This window comes from Arthrobacter sp. MAHUQ-56 (assembly GCF_019710585.1).
Taxonomy (GTDB): domain Bacteria; phylum Actinomycetota; class Actinomycetes; order Actinomycetales; family Micrococcaceae; genus Arthrobacter.
In genome coordinates, this window is sequence record NZ_JAIFZQ010000010.1 from 89,765 (window position 1) to 106,594 (window position 16,830).

15 protein-coding genes are annotated in these 16,830 nt (G+C 65.7%); 11 read left to right on the forward strand and 4 right to left on the reverse strand.

Annotation, left to right across the window (positions count from 1 at the left end; genetic code table 11):
• The first annotated feature begins 50 nt into the window (after positions 1-50).
• Positions 51-1,520, forward strand: coding sequence for an LCP family protein (locus K4G53_RS07065; protein ID WP_221385103.1), 1,470 nt, complete (start codon positions 51-53; stop codon positions 1,518-1,520).
• A gap of 115 nt (positions 1,521-1,635) precedes the next feature.
• Here the strand turns inward: K4G53_RS07065 and K4G53_RS07070 are convergent, their stop codons facing one another.
• Positions 1,636-3,588, reverse strand: coding sequence for a M13-type metalloendopeptidase (locus K4G53_RS07070; protein WP_221384955.1), 1,953 nt, complete (start codon positions 3,586-3,588; stop codon positions 1,636-1,638).
• A gap of 253 nt (positions 3,589-3,841) precedes the next feature.
• On the opposite strand from K4G53_RS07070, the gene leuA reads away from it, so the two are divergent.
• The 3 genes from leuA to K4G53_RS07085 all read left to right on the forward strand — a co-directional run bounded on the left by leuA (position 3,842) and on the right by K4G53_RS07085 (position 7,272).
• Positions 3,842-5,581, forward strand: coding sequence for a 2-isopropylmalate synthase (leuA, locus tag K4G53_RS07075; RefSeq protein WP_221384957.1), 1,740 nt, complete (start codon positions 3,842-3,844; stop codon positions 5,579-5,581).
• Between the two features lie 84 nt (positions 5,582-5,665).
• Positions 5,666-6,418, forward strand: a complete 753-nt coding sequence (recO, locus tag K4G53_RS07080; RefSeq protein WP_221384959.1) for a DNA repair protein RecO — start codon at positions 5,666-5,668, stop codon at positions 6,416-6,418.
• 2 nt (positions 6,419-6,420) lie between these two features.
• The gene (locus K4G53_RS07085; RefSeq protein WP_221384961.1) at positions 6,421-7,272 is read left to right on the forward strand and encodes an isoprenyl transferase; all 852 of its coding nucleotides are present in this window, start codon (positions 6,421-6,423) and stop codon (positions 7,270-7,272) included.
• A gap of 27 nt (positions 7,273-7,299) precedes the next feature.
• On the opposite strand, the gene K4G53_RS07090 is transcribed toward K4G53_RS07085, so the two are convergent.
• The gene (locus K4G53_RS07090; RefSeq protein ID WP_221384968.1) at positions 7,300-8,292 is read right to left on the reverse strand and encodes an alpha/beta hydrolase; all 993 of its coding nucleotides are present in this window, start codon (positions 8,290-8,292) and stop codon (positions 7,300-7,302) included.
• Positions 8,293-8,393: 101 nt separating this feature from the next.
• Here K4G53_RS07090 and K4G53_RS07095 point away from each other — a divergent pair, with 101 nt between their 5' ends.
• Positions 8,394-9,464 carry a quinone-dependent dihydroorotate dehydrogenase gene (locus K4G53_RS07095; protein WP_221384970.1) on the forward strand — a complete coding sequence of 357 codons (1,071 nt, stop codon included), beginning with the start codon at positions 8,394-8,396 and terminating at the stop codon, positions 9,462-9,464.
• Between the two features lie 79 nt (positions 9,465-9,543).
• Here the strand turns inward: K4G53_RS07095 and K4G53_RS07100 are convergent, their stop codons facing one another.
• Positions 9,544-10,146 carry a DUF3043 domain-containing protein gene (locus K4G53_RS07100; RefSeq protein WP_221384972.1) on the reverse strand — a complete coding sequence of 201 codons (603 nt, stop codon included), beginning with the start codon at positions 10,144-10,146 and terminating at the stop codon, positions 9,544-9,546.
• A gap of 91 nt (positions 10,147-10,237) precedes the next feature.
• Between K4G53_RS07100 and K4G53_RS07105 the strand changes: the two genes are divergently transcribed.
• From K4G53_RS07105 to K4G53_RS07125, 5 genes are all read left to right on the forward strand, one after another.
• On the forward strand, positions 10,238-11,677 hold the full coding sequence (locus tag K4G53_RS07105) for a dipeptidase (protein WP_221384974.1): 1,440 nt from the start codon (positions 10,238-10,240) through the stop codon (positions 11,675-11,677).
• 173 nt (positions 11,678-11,850) lie between these two features.
• Positions 11,851-12,237, forward strand: coding sequence for an iron-sulfur cluster assembly accessory protein (locus K4G53_RS07110; RefSeq protein ID WP_221384975.1), 387 nt, complete (start codon positions 11,851-11,853; stop codon positions 12,235-12,237).
• Between the two features lie 188 nt (positions 12,238-12,425).
• Positions 12,426-13,298, forward strand: a complete 873-nt coding sequence (coxB, locus tag K4G53_RS07115; RefSeq protein ID WP_221384977.1) for a cytochrome c oxidase subunit II — start codon at positions 12,426-12,428, stop codon at positions 13,296-13,298.
• Positions 13,299-13,308: 10 nt separating this feature from the next.
• A complete protein-coding gene (ctaD, locus tag K4G53_RS07120; RefSeq protein WP_221384979.1) occupies positions 13,309-15,036 on the forward strand; it encodes a cytochrome c oxidase subunit I in 1,728 nt (575 codons plus the stop codon).
• Positions 15,033-15,434 (forward strand): cytochrome c oxidase subunit 4, encoded by a 402-nt coding sequence (locus K4G53_RS07125; protein ID WP_221384981.1) that lies wholly within the window; start codon positions 15,033-15,035, stop codon positions 15,432-15,434. Before ctaD ends, K4G53_RS07125 begins: the two co-directional genes overlap by 4 nt.
• A gap of 74 nt (positions 15,435-15,508) precedes the next feature.
• Here K4G53_RS07125 and K4G53_RS07130 read toward each other — a convergent pair whose 3' ends face one another.
• Complete coding sequence (locus K4G53_RS07130) at positions 15,509-15,802, reverse strand: HPr family phosphocarrier protein (RefSeq protein ID WP_221384983.1); 294 nt, start codon at positions 15,800-15,802, stop codon at positions 15,509-15,511.
• Positions 15,803-15,969: 167 nt separating this feature from the next.
• Between K4G53_RS07130 and K4G53_RS07135 the strand changes: the two genes are divergently transcribed.
• Positions 15,970-16,740: a GntR family transcriptional regulator gene (locus K4G53_RS07135; RefSeq protein ID WP_221384985.1), complete on the forward strand. Its 771-nt coding sequence runs from the start codon at positions 15,970-15,972 to the stop codon at positions 16,738-16,740.
• Positions 16,741-16,830: the final 90 nt, after the last annotated feature.

Sequence of the window (16,830 nt, forward strand, 5' to 3'; positions counted from 1 at the left end):
CGAGTGGCACCGGCCTGGGAGCGGCCCGCCATTTGGGCCCCTTCCGCGGGATGCCGGTGTGGTTAAAGGCCACCACCGCCGTGGTGGCCGTGGTTCTCGTGGCCGGCCTAGCCTTTGCCGGGTTCTGGCTCTTCCGTCTGCAGAACAACATCTCCAAGGCGCCGTTGAATGCCGGCGGCGAGGGCACGGAGTCCCCGGTGAGCGATGCCACGGGCCGGATGCAGATCCTGATCCTCGGTTCGGACACGCGTGATGGCAAGAACTCCGAATACGGAACGGCTGATGATTCCACTGGCTACGGCAAGTCGGACGTGATGATGCTGATGGACATCTCCGAGGACAACAAGCGCGTCAACGTCATCAGCTTCCCCCGTGACCTGCTGGTGGACATCCCCGATTGCAAGGACAGGAAGACCAACAAGGACTTCCCTGCCCGCACCGGCGTCATGATCAACGAGGCCATGAGCGAGGCGGGCATCGGCTGCGCCGTGGACACCGTCAACAAGCTCACGGGCATGCAGGTGGACCACTTCATGATGGCCGACTTCAACGCCGTGAAGGAACTTTCCAACGCGGTGGGGGGCGTGGAGGTCTGCATCAGCGACGCCGTCTACGATCCGGACTCCCGGCTGCGGCTGCCGGCGGGAACATCATCGGTCCAGGGAGAGATGGCACTTGCCTTCCTCCGCGCCCGCCATGCGTATGCCGACGGCGGCGACCTCGGCCGCATCAAGGCCCAACAGAGCTTCCTGTCCTCGCTGACGCGGAAGATCAAGGACGAGGGCACGTTGTCCGACCCCGCCAAGATGCTGAAGATCGCTGACGTTGTCACCCAGAACCTCACGGTTGATGACGGGCTCGCTTCCATCCCCACACTGCTGACCATCGGTAACCGCCTCAAGGACATCGACATCAGCAAGGTGGCATTCGTGGCAGTCCCGACCACGCCCGCACCCGTCGACCCCAACCGGCTGGTGATCGCCGAACCCGCAGGCGCGCAGCTTTTTTCGGCCATGCGCAAGAATGTGGACCTGACGGACCCCACCGCGCCCACCACGCCGGCGCCCAGTGAAACGGCGCCGCCGTCGGCGGAGCCCACCGAAACTGCGACGCCCGCGCCCACCTACAACAAGGCCATCCAGCCCGTCACCGTCGCCAACGGAAGCGGCGTTGCGGGCCGCGCCCAGGAACTCGTCCAGGCGCTGGTAGCCGGCGGCTTCACCCAGACGGGCCAGTTCGTTGCGCAGCCGGTGGGCAAGACGGCGGTGTACTACGGAAACGGCTTCGCCGACGTTGCCGCCGACGTCGCAGCCCTGCTGGGCATTCCGGCAACCCTGATGATCCCGGCACCTGCCGTCACAGGCGTGCAGGTCTATGTCGGCAGCGACTTCACCACCGGGACCACGTTCGGGGCAGGATCCGGGGGCGGCGCAGCCGCGTTGCCCCAGGACATCGTCAACCAGACCGCGGGGGACAAGGTCTGCCAGCAGGCAAACCCGGACCTGATCGTGCGGCAGTAGCGGCGTCCAACCAGCCGGCGCATCCAAAAGCCCAGCAGTGGTGCATACGGGGCGGCCTCAAACCGCCACATACAGGACAGGCCCCGCCGTGCGGCGGGGCCTGTCCTGTATCCCGTTACCAGATGCTGACGCGGTCACCGGGAGGCATCCACATGCCATCTTCCTCGGTGACATCAAACGCCTCGTGGAACGGATCCAGGTTCTTCGCGATGGCGTTGGTCCTGAACTCGTTGGGGGAGTGGGGATCGGTGGCCAACCGGCGGATGGCCTCTTCCTGCCGGATCACCTGGCGCCACCCGGCGGCCCAGGAGGCGAAGAACCGCTGCTGCCCGGTGAGCCCGTCAATGACCTCCGGCTCCTTGCCGTCCAGGCTGATCCGGTAGGCCTTGTAGGCGATGGTGAGCCCCGCCAGGTCTCCAATGTTTTCGCCCAGGGTGAGGCGGCCGTTGACGTGGTGCCCTGGCGCGGCGCCAGGTGAGAGGGCATCGTACTGTGCCACGAGCCGGGCCGTCAGGGCTTCGAAAGCCTGGCGGTCCTGGTCCGTCCACCAGTTGCGCAAGGCCCCGCCGCCGTCGAACTGTGAGCCCTGGTCATCGAAACCGTGCCCGATCTCGTGCCCGATCACGGCGCCGATGCCACCGTAATTGACCGCATCGTCGGCCTCGGCCGTGAAGAACGGCGGCTGCAGGATTGCTGCCGGGAACACGATCTCATTCATCATGGGGTGGTAGTAGGCGTTGACCGTCTGCGGCGTCATCAGCCACTTGTTCCGGTCCACCGGCTTGCCCACCTCGTCAAGGTGCCTGTCGACGTCGGCGTTGTGCGCCCGTTCCACGTTGCCCAGGAGGTCGCCGGGCTCAATCACCACCGCCGAGTAGTCAATCCACTCGTCGGGGTAGCCGATCTTGGCACGGAAGGCCTCAAGCTTGCGCAGCGCCTCCGCCTTGGTGTCCTCACCCATCCACGACACGTCCGTGATGCTGCGGCGGTAAGCCTCGATGAGGTTCGCCACCAGGGTCTGCATCCGTTCCTTGTGCGTCTCCGGAAAATGCCGGGCAACGTAGATCTGTCCCACCGCCTCGCCCAGGGCGGCTTCCACTACCGCAACCCCGCGCTTCCACCGGTCCTTGTTCCGGGGGGTGCCGCTGATGGTGGTGCCGTAGAACGCAAAGCTGGCGTCCACGAACGCGGCGGACAAATATGGCGCCGCAGCGCTGACAACACGCATCGCCAGCCATTCCTGCCAGGTGGACAGCGGCACGGATTCGAGCAGCCCCGCGGCGCCGGCAAAGAAATCGGGGGTGCTCACAACGATCTCGGCGCGCTTGTCCTTAGCGATGCCGGCAGCCTCAAACCAAGTAGGCAGGAGCGGGAACATCGCGGCTGCCTCGTCCGCAGTCCGAAGGTTGTAGGTCTTTTGCGGATCGCGCAGGGTGACGTTGTCCCAATGGTGCGAGGCTAGCTTGGATTCCAGGTCCACAACACGGCCGGCTGCCCCGCGGGGATCCGGAAGCCCTGCCAGCCCGAACATCTTTTCCACGTGCGCCGTGTAGGCCGACACGATCGGGGCGAACTTCTCCTCGCGGTAGTAGGACTCGTCCGGAAGGCCAAGGCCACCCTGTCCCGTGTAGAGCAGGACCCGGTCGGGGTTTCCGGCGTCCGGGGCGGGATAGATGTAGAAGAGGCCTCCCACGTCCGCCCGGAACAGCCGGCCGGCGAGGGCCAGGAGGGCCGACGGGGAGCCGGTGGCGAAAACCTCCGCGAGCCGCTCCCGGATCGGTTCCATGCCTTTTCCTTCAACTGTGGCTTCGTCCATGAAGCTGTTGTAAAGGTCACCGATCTTCCGTTCGATGCCGCTGGCCTCCGCGCCTTTGGCGGCCGCTTCCTCGATGATGTCGCGGACCGCTATTTCCGACCCGTCACGGAGGGCGGTGAAGGTTCCTTCGAGGGGTCGGTCATCGGGAATTTCGGTCGCTTTCAGCCAGGCACCGTTGACGTGCTGGTAGAGGTCGTCCTGCGGCCGGACTGTGTGATCAAAGGTGGACAGGTCGATCCCCGATATGGGCACTGAAACTCCTTTTGCTGGGATGCCGCAGCCGGCCGAACACCGGGGGCGTCTGCATGCTGGACTTTACGGACGGTAGTGCCCTTTCATCTTACGCACCCGTGTTACCCTCAAAAGGTGCGTGCAGAGCTCCTTCTTCTTAGCTGCCGCGGCGAGGCCACAGGCGCGATCCAGCGCTAGGCCCACCCTCGCTGCGGAGTTTGTGTTGCCCGGCCACCCTTTCAAAGAAGAACCACAGAAAAGGCCCCGATAAGTAATGCGAAACGCACAGAAGCCCTCAGGAATGCCGTTCCACCGCTACACGCCCTTCCAGGACCAGATCAAGGTCGAACTGCCGGACCGCACGTGGCCGGACAAGGTCATCACCAAGGCGCCGCGCTGGTGCGCGGTGGACCTGCGTGACGGCAACCAGGCGCTGATCGACCCCATGAGCCCGGCCCGCAAAATGAAGATGTTCGACCTGCTGGTCCGCATGGGCTACAAGGAAATCGAGGTGGGCTTCCCGTCCGCGTCGCAGACGGACTTCGATTTCGTCCGCCAGCTCATCGAGGGCAACCACATCCCCGACGACGTCACCATCCAGGTCCTGACGCAGGCCCGCGAACACCTGATCGAGCGGACCTACGAATCCCTGGTCGGCGCCAAGCAGGCCATCGTCCACCTCTACAACTCCACCTCGGTGCTGCAGCGCCGCGTGGTCTTCAACCAGGACGAGGACGGAATCCTGGACATCGCCCTGCAGGGTGCCCGCCTGTGCAAGAAGTACGAGGAAACCCTGGCGGACACGCACGTGACGTACGAGTACTCCCCGGAGTCCTTCACCGGCACCGAACTGGAATACGCCGTGCGGGTCTGCAACGCCGTGGCCGACGTCTTCGAAGCCTCGGCGGACCGCCAGGTCATCATCAACCTCCCCGCCACCGTTGAAATGGCAACCCCCAACGTCTACGCCGATTCCATCGAATGGATGAGCCGGCACCTGCACCCCCGCGAGGGCATCATCCTGTCCCTGCACCCGCACAACGACCGCGGCACCGGCGTCGCGGCTGCCGAACTGGGCTACATGGCTGGAGCCGACCGCATCGAAGGCTGCCTTTTCGGCAACGGGGAACGTACCGGCAACGTGGACCTGGTAACCCTGGGCCTGAACCTGTTCGTGCAGGGCATCGACCCCATGATCGACTTCTCAAACATCGATGACATCCGCCGCACGGTGGAATACTGCAACCAGTTGCCGGTCCCCGAACGTTCCCCGTACGGCGGAGACCTCGTGTTCACCGCGTTCTCCGGTTCGCACCAGGACGCCATCAAGAAGGGCTTCGAAGCCTTGGAACGGGACGCCGCCGCAGCCGGCAAGGCCGTGGACGACTTCACCTGGCAGGTCCCGTACCTGCCGGTGGACCCCAAGGACCTCGGCCGCAGCTATGAGGCCGTGATCCGCGTGAATTCCCAGTCGGGCAAGGGCGGCGTCGCCTACCTGCTGAAGAACGAGCACAGCCTGGACCTGCCGCGCCGCGCCCAGATCGAATTCTCCGGCGTCATCCAGCGCCGCACGGACACCGTGGGCGGCGAGGTCAGCGGCGCCCAGCTCTGGCAGATCTTCCAGGACGAATACCTGCCCTCCGGCAAGGCCGACGGGCAGTGGGGCCGCTACTCCCTGGGCGGGGTCAAGACCGAAACGGATGACGACGGCGGCATGACGCTGCACGCCTCCCTCACCATTGACGGTGCCCAGGTCAGCCGCACCGGCACGGGCAATGGCCCGATTGCCGCCCTGCTGAACATCCTCCACGAGGACGGGGTGGACGTGCGGGTGCTGGATTACAGCGAGCACGCCCTGTCCGAGGGCGGCAACGCCATGGCGGCCGCCTACGTCGAATGTGCCGTGGGGGAGCGGGTCCTGTGGGGCGTCGGCATCGACGCCAACACCAGCATGTCCTCGCTAAAGGCCGTGATCTCGGCCGTGAACCGCGCCATCCGGGACGCCCAGTCCTGACATCCGTGAGCTGTGCCGCCGGTCCTGCCGGCGGCACAGCCGCATCGGCGGCAGCGAGGTGCCGCCAGGATGGGAAGATAGAGCGTGGCCCAACACTCTTTTGCCTCCCGGGCATACCGGGACGATGCTGTGGTGCTGCGCACCCACAAGCTGGGCGAGGCGGACAGGATCATCACCCTCCTGACAAAGCACCACGGCCAGGTCCGTGCCGTTGCCAAAGGAGTGCGGCGCACCAGCAGCCGTTTTGGGGCCCGGCTTGAACCGTTCATGGTGGCGGACCTGCAGCTGGTGTCAGGCCGGACACTGGACATCGTCACCCAGGCCGTGGCCAAAGGTGCGTACGGCGGCAGCATCGCGGCGGACTACGGCCGGTACACCGTTGCCGCGGCCATGACGGAAACAGCCGAAAAGCTCACGGACGTGGACGGGGAGGCAGGCACCGCCCAGTACAACCTGCTGGTGGGCGCCCTTGCGGCCTTGAGCCGCGACGAACACGCGCCCGGCCTCATCCTGGATTCCTACCTGCTCCGTGCCCTGGCCACCGGGGGCTGGGCGCCCAGCTTCACCGACTGCGCCCGCTGCGGCCTGCCGGGTCCGCACTCGGCCTTCTCCGCCCCTCTCGGTGGAATGGTGTGTGGTGGCTGCCGGCCGCCCGGTTCACCGGCACCCGCCCCGGAAACAGTCTCCCTTCTGGCGGCATTGCTGACCGGAGACTGGGGGACGGCCGACGCGTCGCTTCCCCAGCACCGGAAGGAAGCTGCGGGCCTGGTGGCTGCATACCTGCAATGGCATCTCGAACGAGTCCTGAAATCCCTCAAGCATGTGGAGCGTAACTGACAGTGGTCCTGGGGAAAAAGAACAGTCCTGCCCGCAAACGCACTCATCCTGTGCTGGCGCCTTACCCGCACCCGTCAGGTGCAGTGGCCCCGTCCATACCGGCCGAATTCGTTCCCCGGCACGTCGCCATCGTGATGGACGGCAACGGCCGGTGGGCCAACCAGCGCGGCCTGCCGCGGATCGAGGGCCACAAGGCAGGGGAACCGGCCCTCCTGGACGTCATGGCCGGCGCCATCGAGCTGGGGATCGAATACGTCAGCGTGTACGCCTTCTCCACGGAGAACTGGCGCAGGTCCCCGGAAGAGGTGCGCTTCCTGATGGGATTTAACAAGGATGTGCTGCGCCGCCAACGCAACCAGCTGGACGACTGGGGCGTCCGTGTCCGGTGGGCCGGGCGCCGCCCCCGGCTGTGGGGCTCGGTCATCCGGGAGCTGGAGGAAGCGGAGGAGTTCACGGCCGCGAACACCACCTGTAATTTGACCATGTGTGTTAATTACGGCGGGCGCGCCGAGATCACCGATGCTGTCTCTGCGATTGCCGCCGACGTGGCTGCGGGCAAGCTGAAGCCGGGCGCCATCACCGAGCGCACCATCCAGAAATACCTCGATGAACCCGACCTGCCGGACGTGGACCTGTTCCTGCGCAGCTCCGGGGAGCAGAGGCTGTCCAACTTCCTGCTCTGGCAGTCCGCCTACGCGGAATTCGTCTTCATGGACACGCTCTGGCCGGACGTGGACCGGAGAACGCTCTGGGCCGCCGTCGAGGAATATGCCCGGCGGGACCGCCGGTACGGGGGTGCCGTCGATGCCGCGGCGCCGGCTGCGGACGCCGGGCCGGATACCTCCGGGGCCTAGCCTCACCGGCCCTCATGGGGGCTGGCTTCATGCGCTGCCGCCGGGCGGCCCGCCGGCCAGGCTGCCGTAGGCCCCAAGCCAGCGGGCCAGGCGTGCGTAGGCGTCAGCGCGGACCGGGCCGGGGGAGAGGAAGACGTCGTGGAGGGCGCCGTCGATCCGTTCCACGGTGACGGTACGGCCCAACGTCAACGCGCGCACGCCAAGGATGTTGACGTCCAGGACGGCGTCGGTCCGCCGCATCTCCTCCGACCAGAGGAGCCCATTCGCACTCCCCTTGGATAGCAGGACAAGAATCGGCGCTTCGATCTCCAGTCCACGGGCCACCCGTGCATGCCCGGCGAGTATTGCCCTCAGCCAGCCAGCACGCACGGGAAAGGCCATCGGCGGCCGGTAGCGCTCATCAAGCGGCCACTCACCGTCCGCGGCACTGCTGATGGTGCGCCAGTAGTGTCCACGCTCGGGCAGGCGGAGGATTGCCTGGGGCCGGAACCGGGCCACGGGCCGCACCATGCTGGACGCGGCCCGGCGCACCAGCGAACTTCCGTGCATCTCCAGCCACGGGCTGTTGAGGACCAGCTGGGACACGGTCCCGGGGTGGCGGCTCGTCCAGAGGGCAGCGACCAAGCCGCCGGTTGAATGGCCCATCAGGGTTACCGGGTCCGGGCCGCTTTCCCCGGCGATCAGGCGGCACGCCTCCTTGATCTCGGCGTCGTAGGCGGCGAGGTCAGCGACGTATCCGCCCGGTGATTCGGGGCGCAGGCTCCGTCCGTGGTTATGCATGTCCAATGCATAGAAGTGGTAGCCGGCCGCGGCCCAGAACCGCGCCAGATCCACGTTGAAGAAGTAATCGCTCCAGCCGTGGAGGAACAACACGGCGCGGTGGCCGTGGGCGGGAGGGGGCTGGGCGCCGGCCGGACGGAGCCGGACCAGGGTGGCCGTGCGTTCCACTCCGTCGGACCCTCTGGCGGTGAAGGCGTGGGACTGGAACTCCCCGCCCAGGATGTCCGGCTGCCACTCCATGTCCTCATGCTAATCCGGCCGCAACCGGCGGTGCCGTGCCAGGACGAACGTTTTCGCTGCGCCGTTTTGGTTTGGAGCCCGCGAGACGGAAAACTAGTGCCATGCGCGTTTATCCCACTTTCTTCAGGCTTGCCTTTTCATGGATGGACGCAGAACGCGCCCACAAAATCGGATTCACGGGCATCAGGCTGGTGCATGCCTCGGGTGCCGGAAAACTCCTGCAGAAGCTGACCGCCCCGGCCCCGTCGTTGCAGACCACGGCGTTCGGTGTGACTTTTCCGTCGCCGTTCGGGCTGGCCGCCGGGTTCGACAAGGAAGGGCACGGCATCGAGGCCCTGACGGAACTGGGGTTCGGCCACGTAGAGGTGGGCACCATCACCGGGCAGGCCCAGCCGGGAAACGACAAGCCGCGTCTCTTCCGCCTGGTCCAGGACCGCGCGGTCATCAACCGGATGGGATTCAATAACGACGGCGCCTCCGCAGTCGCGCCGCGCCTGAAGGCAGCGCGCGCGGCACTTCAGCGCAGGTACCCCGGCGTGCGGCCGGTCATCGGCGTCAACATCGGCAAGACAAAGGTCGTGGAGCTCGCCGACGCAGTGGATGACTACCTCATCAGCGCACGCAGCCTGGCCCCCGCCGCCGACTACCTGGTGGTCAACGTCAGCTCGCCCAACACCCCCGGGCTACGGCTGCTCCAGGATGTTGAAACCCTCCGCCCGCTGCTCACCGCGGTGGGCGAGGAGGCGGACCGTGCCGCCGGACGGCATGTGCCCCTGCTGGTGAAGATCGCCCCGGACCTCAGTGACGAGGACATCGACGACGTCGCCAGGCTTGCGCTGGACCTGAAGCTGGATGGCATCATCGCCACGAACACCACGATCGCCAGGACCGGGCTGGTTTCACCGGCGGCTGACGTGGAGAAGTGCGGGGCGGGTGGGCTGTCCGGGGCGCCGCTGAAACAGCGCTCCCTCGAGGTCCTGCAGCGGTTGAAGAAAGCCACCGGCGGCCAGCTGGTTCTCGTGGCAGTGGGCGGGGTGGAGTCGGCACAGGATGTCCAGGACAGGCTGGATGCCGGCGCCACCCTGGTCCAGGGCTACACTGCCTTCCTGTATGAGGGACCGTTCTGGGCGGCCCGGATCAACCGGCAGCTGGCGAAGAACCGCCGCGCCTGAGAATGCACAACGAGCCCCGGCGGTACTACCGCCGGGGCTCGTTTTTTCAATGCTGCCGGGATTCTTTCCCGGGAGGACGTCAGGCCGGGTACTGTCCGCGCTTCACCTGGGGCTTGGGCAGGCGCAGTTTGCGGAACTGCAGGGAACGCATGGAGCCGTACCACACGGTGCCGCGCTCCACCTCGCCGAATTTTTCCGCCAGCCGCTTCCGGAGCTTGCGGGAAAGGATGAAGGCGTCGACGAACACTGCCAGGAACATGACCCAGAAAGCGCCCAGGACGTAGATCATCATGTCGCTGGAAGCCGGGACCACCAGGGACACCAGCACGAAGACCAGGGCGCCGAACATCAGGTACTCACCAAGGTTGAAGCGGGCATCCACGTAATCGCGGGCAAACCGCTTCTGGGGACCCTTGTCCCGCAGCGGCAGGAACTTCTCGTCGCCGGTGTCCAGCGCACGGCGCATCTTCAGGCGCTGGTCCTGGACGGCCTGGCGTTCGGCAGCCTTGGAGGCCTTGCGGTCCTCGGGCACCAGCGGGCGCTTGCGGGCAGCCTCCTGGGCCTTGCGGGTGGGAGTGGGTGCGCCTTTGCCTGCGGAGCTGCCCTGCCGGGCCGCCGCCTCTGGAGCTTGCTGGTCTACTGTTGCCTGCGCCGAGGGCGCTTCTTTTCTACGTCCGAACACCTGAACAGAATACCTTGCGGAGGGCGGCCGGCGGCCTGCGTCCAGCCCGCCTTCAACTGCGGCGCAATGTGACGCGGGTAATGTTTTCGCCATGACTTCATCATCGGCGGACACCCCGCGCAATTCCCCGGGCCCTTCAGGCTCCCGTTCCGACGGAACCCGGGCGGACGACCTTCGCTCGGCCGTGGACCATTCCTTTGACCAAACCCTCGCGCAGCTGAAGGAACTGGTTGCCATCCCCGGCATCGCCTGGCCGAGCTTTGACCGGGCCCCGCTCGAGCAAAGCGCCGAGGCCGTCGCCGGCCTGCTGCGGGCAGCCGGACTTGCCGACGTGCAGATCCTGGCCTGCAACAAGCCGGACGGCACGCCGGGCGGGCCCGCCGTCGTCGCCCGCCGCCCTGCTGCTCCGGGCAAGCCGACCATCCTGCTCTACGCACACCACGACGTCCAGCCCGTGGGCGACGAATCCCTCTGGAATTCGGAGCCGTTTGCCGCCGTGGAAAAGGACGGCCGGCTCTACGGGCGCGGCGCGGCGGATGACAAGGCCGGCATCATGGCGCACGCGGCTGCCTACGCGGCCGTTTCGGAGGTCCTCGCCGGTTCCCTGGGGTTGGGCGTGACCTTCTTCATCGAGGGGGAGGAGGAGGCGGGGTCGCCGACTTTCCGGCCCTTCCTGGAAGCGAACCGCGAACTGCTCCGGGCCGACGTCATCGTCGTCGCCGACTCGAGCAACTGGAAGGTGGGGATTCCGGCCCTGACCACCAGCCTGCGCGGCCTCGTGGACGGCGTCATCGAGGTGCAGGTCCTGGAGCATGCCGTCCACTCCGGCATGTACGGCGGACCGGTCCTGGACGCGCCAACCCTGCTGTCCCGCCTGATCGCCACGTTCCACGACGACGAGGGGAACGTTGCCATCGAAGGACTCGTGGCTACGGATTCGGCCGCCGTCGACATGCCCGAGGCCGACTACCGGGCTGACGCTTCCGTGCTGGACGGTGTGCGCCTGGCCGGGTCGGGGAACATAGCGTCGCGGCTGTGGACCAAGCCTGCGTTGTCGATCATAGGGTTCGACGCGCCTGCCGTAGAGGTTGCATCCAACACCCTGCTGCCGCGCGCCCGGGCCAAATTCAGTCTCCGGCTGGCGCCCGGCCAGGTGCCTGCCGACGCCATGGAAGCGGTCCGCCGGCACGTGGAAGCCAACGCGCCCTTCGGTGCCAAAGTCGTCTTCACGCCGGGGGAGGCCGGCAACCCGTTCCAAACGGATACCTCATCCGCTGCCGCAGTGCTGGCCATGCGGGCGCTGGGGGAGGCATGGGGCGTCCCGGCCGTGGAAACCGGAATTGGCGGCTCCATACCGTTCATCGCGGATCTGACGGAGCTGTATCCCGATGTCCAGATCCTGGTGACCGGTGTCGAGGACCCTGACTCCAGGGCCCACAGCGCCAACGAATCCCTGCATATCGGCGATTTCCGCAACGCGATCCTGGCCGAGGCACTGCTTCTGGCCGGGCTGAATGACGAAGGGCTCTGAATCAGCGTCCTGAACATGCGCTTCCAGGGAACAACCGGGAGACTTTGCGGGTTACGTCAGCAGTTAGAGCTACAGGACTGCCGCGCGTAGCATGTAGCTATAGCCCATACCGTATCCGTAGGGGCAGGCGCCGTCAGAGCGGCGCCGCCAGACCGTCCTAAGAAGGTAGGCCAATGAGCACCGCAACCAACGAAAACAGCACCGCCGCCCCCGCGGCCAGCGAGGAACTGCCCGTTCACGAGGTCAACCTGACCGATGTAGCTGCAGGCAAAGTACGCAGCCTCCTCGAACAGGAAGGCCGCACGGACCTTCGCCTCCGCGTCGCCGTGCAGCCCGGCGGCTGCTCCGGGCTGATCTACCAGCTCTACTTCGACGAGCGGCTCCTTGACGGTGACGCCGTGCGCGATTTCGACGGCGTCGAAGTGGTCGTGGACAAGATGAGCGTGCCGTACCTCAGCGGTGCCAGCATCGACTTCGAGGACACCATCTCGAAGCAGGGCTTCACCATCGACAATCCGAACGCCGGCGGCTCCTGCGCCTGCGGCGATTCGTTCCACTAAGCCGGTTATTTCGCCCGATGCCCGCGCCGGGCTTCCTGCCGTGAAAAACGGCATGGAGGCTCGGCGCCGACATGTGGGCGAAACGCCCGGGGGAGCGGTAAGCTCTACACCGAGTAGTAAAACTTTTTAGTGTGCCCGGGGCCGCCGATGGCTGCCCGGACAACAGCAACAAGTAGGAAGGGCCGTCTGTGAGTTCGCAGAACCGAACCGGCAGCCGACGCAAAACGATCACCACGATCTCAAGCTTGGCAATTGCCGGCGCGTTGGTTTTGACCGGATGTTCGCCAGAGGTAGAGAAGGGGTGGCTGCCCACAGAACGTGGCACCACCAGCAACACCGACCGCATCATGGACCTCTGGGTCAACTCATGGATTGCCGCCCTGGTTGTGGGCATCATTACCTGGGGTCTGATCGTCTGGTGCCTGGTCGCCTACCGCCGCCGCAAAGGCACCGTCGGCTTCCCCCGGCAGACCAGCTTCAACCTCCCGCTGGAGGTCTTCTACCTGACGATCCCGCTGTTCATGGTGCTGGTGTTCTTCTACTTCACCGACCGCGACCAGCAGGCCATTGACGACCGCTCCCAGCCGGCCGACGTCGTCGTCGACGTCCGCGGCAAGCAGTGGGCATGGGACTTCAACTACAAGTCCGGCGACGTGATCAAGGAAGACCTGCACGAAGCCGGCGTCCAGGCGCACCTCACCGGCAACACCATCGACAAGGAACAGCTCCCCACGCTGTACTTGCCGGTCAACAAGTCCGTTGATCTTGAGCTCAACGCCCGCGACGTTATCCACTCCTTCTGGGTTCCCGCCTTCCTGCAGAAGCGCGACATGATCCCTGGGAAGACCAACTACATCAGGTTCACCCCCACCAAGGAGGGAACCTACGACGGCAAGTGTGCCGAACTCTGCGGCGAGTACCACTCCGAAATGCTGTTCCGCGTCAAGGTGGTGTCGGAATCCGAATTCCAGACGCACATGGACCAGCTCAAGGCTGAAGGCAACACCGGCCTGCTTGGCGTGGAGTACGACCGCAACCCGAACCTGAACGAAACCAAGTAAGGGGAGCGACGTGGCTACGTACACCCAAACCGCACCCGCGGGAACCCTGGCGGCTCCCGTGGTGCCAAAATCCAAGGGGCGCATCGTCGTCAACTGGATCACCTCCACGGACCACAAGACCATCGGGTACATGTACCTGATCGCGTCCTTCGTGTTCTTCTGCCTGGGCGGCGTGATGGCGCTGCTGATCCGTGCCGAGCTGTTCGAGCCCGGCATGCAGATCCTGCAGACCAAGGAACAGTACAACCAGCTGTTCACCATGCACGGCACCGTCATGCTGCTGATGTTCGCCACCCCGCTGTTTGCCGGGTTCGCCAACGTGATCATGCCGCTGCAGATCGGCGCCCCGGACGTGGCGTTCCCGCGCCTGAACGCGCTGGCGTTCTGGTTCTTCCTGTTCGGCTCCACCATCGCCGTCTCCGGCTTCATCACCCCGCAGGGTGCTGCGTCCTTCGGCTGGTTCGCCTACGCGCCGCTGTCCAACACGACGTTCACACCGGGCGTCGGCGGTGACCTCTGGGTGTTCGGCCTGGCGCTGTCCGGCTTCGGCACCATCCTCGGCGCGGTCAACTTCATCACCACCATCATCTGCATGCGCGCCCCGGGCATGACCATGTGGCGCATGCCGATCTTTACCTGGAACACCCTGGTCACTGCGATCCTGGTTCTCATGGCGTTCCCGCCGCTGGCCGCGGCACTGTTCGCGCTCGGCGCGGACCGGAAGTTCGGTGCCCACATCTTCGATCCCGAAAACGGCGGCGCCGTCCTCTGGCAGCACCTGTTCTGGTTCTTCGGCCACCCCGAGGTGTACATTATCGCGCTGCCGTTCTTCGGCATCGTCTCCGAGATCTTCCCGGTCTTCAGCCGCAAGCCGATCTTCGGCTATAAGGGCCTGGTGTACGCCACCATCGCCATCGCCGCCCTTTCGGTGACGGTGTGGGCCCACCACATGTACGTCACCGGCGCGGTCCTGCTCCCGTTCTTCTCCTTCATGACGATGCTCATCGCGGTCCCCACGGGCGTGAAGTTCTTCAACTGGATCGGCACCATGTGGCGCGGGTCGTTGACGTTCGAGACCCCGATGCTGTGGAGCATCGGCTTCATGATCACCTTCCTCTTCGGTGGCCTGACCGGCATCATCCTGGCCTCGCCGCCGCTGGACTTCCACGTCTCGGACTCCTACTTCGTGGTGGCGCACTTCCACTACGTGGTGTTCGGCACGGTGGTGTTCGCCATGTTCGCCGGGTTCTACTTCTGGTGGCCCAAGTGGACCGGGAAGATGCTCAACGAGCGCCTGGGCAAGATCCACTTCTGGCTCCTGTTCCTCGGCTTCCACGGCACCTTCCTGATCCAGCACTGGCTGGGCGTCGAGGGCATGCCCCGCCGCTACGCCGACTACCTCGTGGAAGACAACTTCACCTGGATGAACCAGTTCTCCACGGTGGCCTCGTTCGTGCTCGGCGCTTCCCTGATTCCGTTCTTCTGGAACGTCTACATCACCTGGCGCAGCGCCGAAAAGGTGCAGGTGGACGACCCCTGGGGCTTCGGGGCCTCGCTTGAGTGGGCCACGTCCTGCCCGCCGCCGCGGCACAACTTCACCTCCCTGCCCCGGATCCGTTCGGAGCGCCCCGCCCTGGACCTGCACCACCCTGAACTCCGCCAGGTCCACACCGTTGAGTCGCCGGCTCCCGCAGCGCGGGCCCTCGGCAACGCCGACCAGAAGGACACCGCACAGTGAAAATCGAATCCTGGATCTTTGGCTCGGGCGTCTTCTTCTTCGTCCCGGTTGCGTTGGTGTACGGCTTCCTGACCAACTGGAGTGAATGGGTCGGCATTCTGGGTATTCTCCTGGTCGGTGGCCTCGCGGGCATGATCGGCGCCTACCTCGGCTTCACCGGCAAGCGCGTCGGCATGCGTCCTGAGGACCGCAGCGACGCCGAGATCCACGAGGGCGCCGGCGAACAGGGCCACTTCAGCCCCTGGAGCTGGTGGCCTCTGGTCCTCGGCATCGCCTGCGCCACCGGCTTCCTTGGCCTGGCTGTCGGCTTCTGGATCGTCTTCGTCGCTGGAGGCATCGCAGTGGTCGCGCTCGTGGGCTGGGTCTACGAATACAGCCGCGGAGACCACGCGCACTAGGCAGAACCAGCTAAACAACGACGACGGGCCCCACCGGAAGGTGGGGCCCGTCGTCGTTGTCGTCAAAAAGGGGGCTACGAGGCCCCCTGCGACTCCAGCAGCCGGCGGAGGCTGCCCAGTGCCTCTTCCGCTTCCCGGCGGCCGTGTGCGCCGTCCAGGGCCGCGTCACTGATGGAAAGCTCCACCTCGCAGCCCACCGGGAAGTCGGCAGTCATCACGTGCAGCAGCGAGGTGGCGTCAACATCCTCTGCGCCGGCCTTCCTGATGGTCACGGGAAGTCCCGTTTCCGTCGCCGCGCGGACAAACACCGCAGCAGGACGGGCGTGCAGGCCCACCGGGGCGGTGACCACGGCCTTTTGTGTTGGCAAAGGGGGACTCCTTCGTCGCGACGGGCCCCAATCCCGCCTGTTGTCTGATTTTCCTGACCCAATATAGCTGGCCGTAAACCGGTCCCGCGAAAGAAGGCGTGCTGTCTCCGGGCTGGTCTAGACCGTCCTAAAATTGGAGTACAGACCCCACGGCAGGAGACATACAGATGGCAGCTGGCGCCACGGCAATCACCGGTGAAATCGACCGCACCAGCGGTACCGCCATTTACGTTCAGCTGCGCGAGATACTGCGGGCCTACATTGCCCAGTCGTGCCCGCCGGGCTCGGCCCTCCCTTCCGAACGGGACCTGGCGGAGCGTTTCGGGCTTGCAAGGATGACCGTGCGGCAGGCCATTGATGCGCTCGTGGGCGAGGAAGTCATTGAGCGTGTCGTTGGCCTGGGTACATTCGTTCGCAAGCCAAAACTCGACCTGCAGGTGAAGCTGACGTCCTACAGCGAAGAGATGCAGCGGCGCGGAATGGTTCCTGCCGCGAAAGTTCTGAGCTTTGAACAGATTGGCGCCAGCGCTTTCCTGGCCCGCGAACTGCAGCTGGATGAGGGCACGCCGCTGGTGCGCTTCCGGCGGCTGCTGCTGGCCGATGGCGAGCCCATGAGCGTTGACGAGAACTTCATCCCCGCCCACCGTGTTCCGGGCCTTCTCGACGGCGAGCCGCCGACTTCCCTGTACAACGTCCTCAGCGAACAGTTCGGCCTCGTCATGGAGTGGGGGGAGGACATGATCGAAGCGACCGCCGCTTCGCCCTCCACCGCCCGGCTGCTGAACGTGGATGTCGGGGCACCGCTGCTCAAGATCCAGCGCCACGCCTTCGTGGCACGGGCCATGGTGGACTACTCCGTTTCGTACTACCGCGCGGACCGCTACAAGCTCTGGGTTCCTCTGCAGCGGCCAGGTGCGCGGCGGGCAAGGAACCACTAGTCCCTTCGCGTCACGCCGCGCCATCCCGCGGCAGCGCCCCCAACCTGGGTTGACGCCCGGACGCAAATAGGGCCCGGTCCATATGGACCG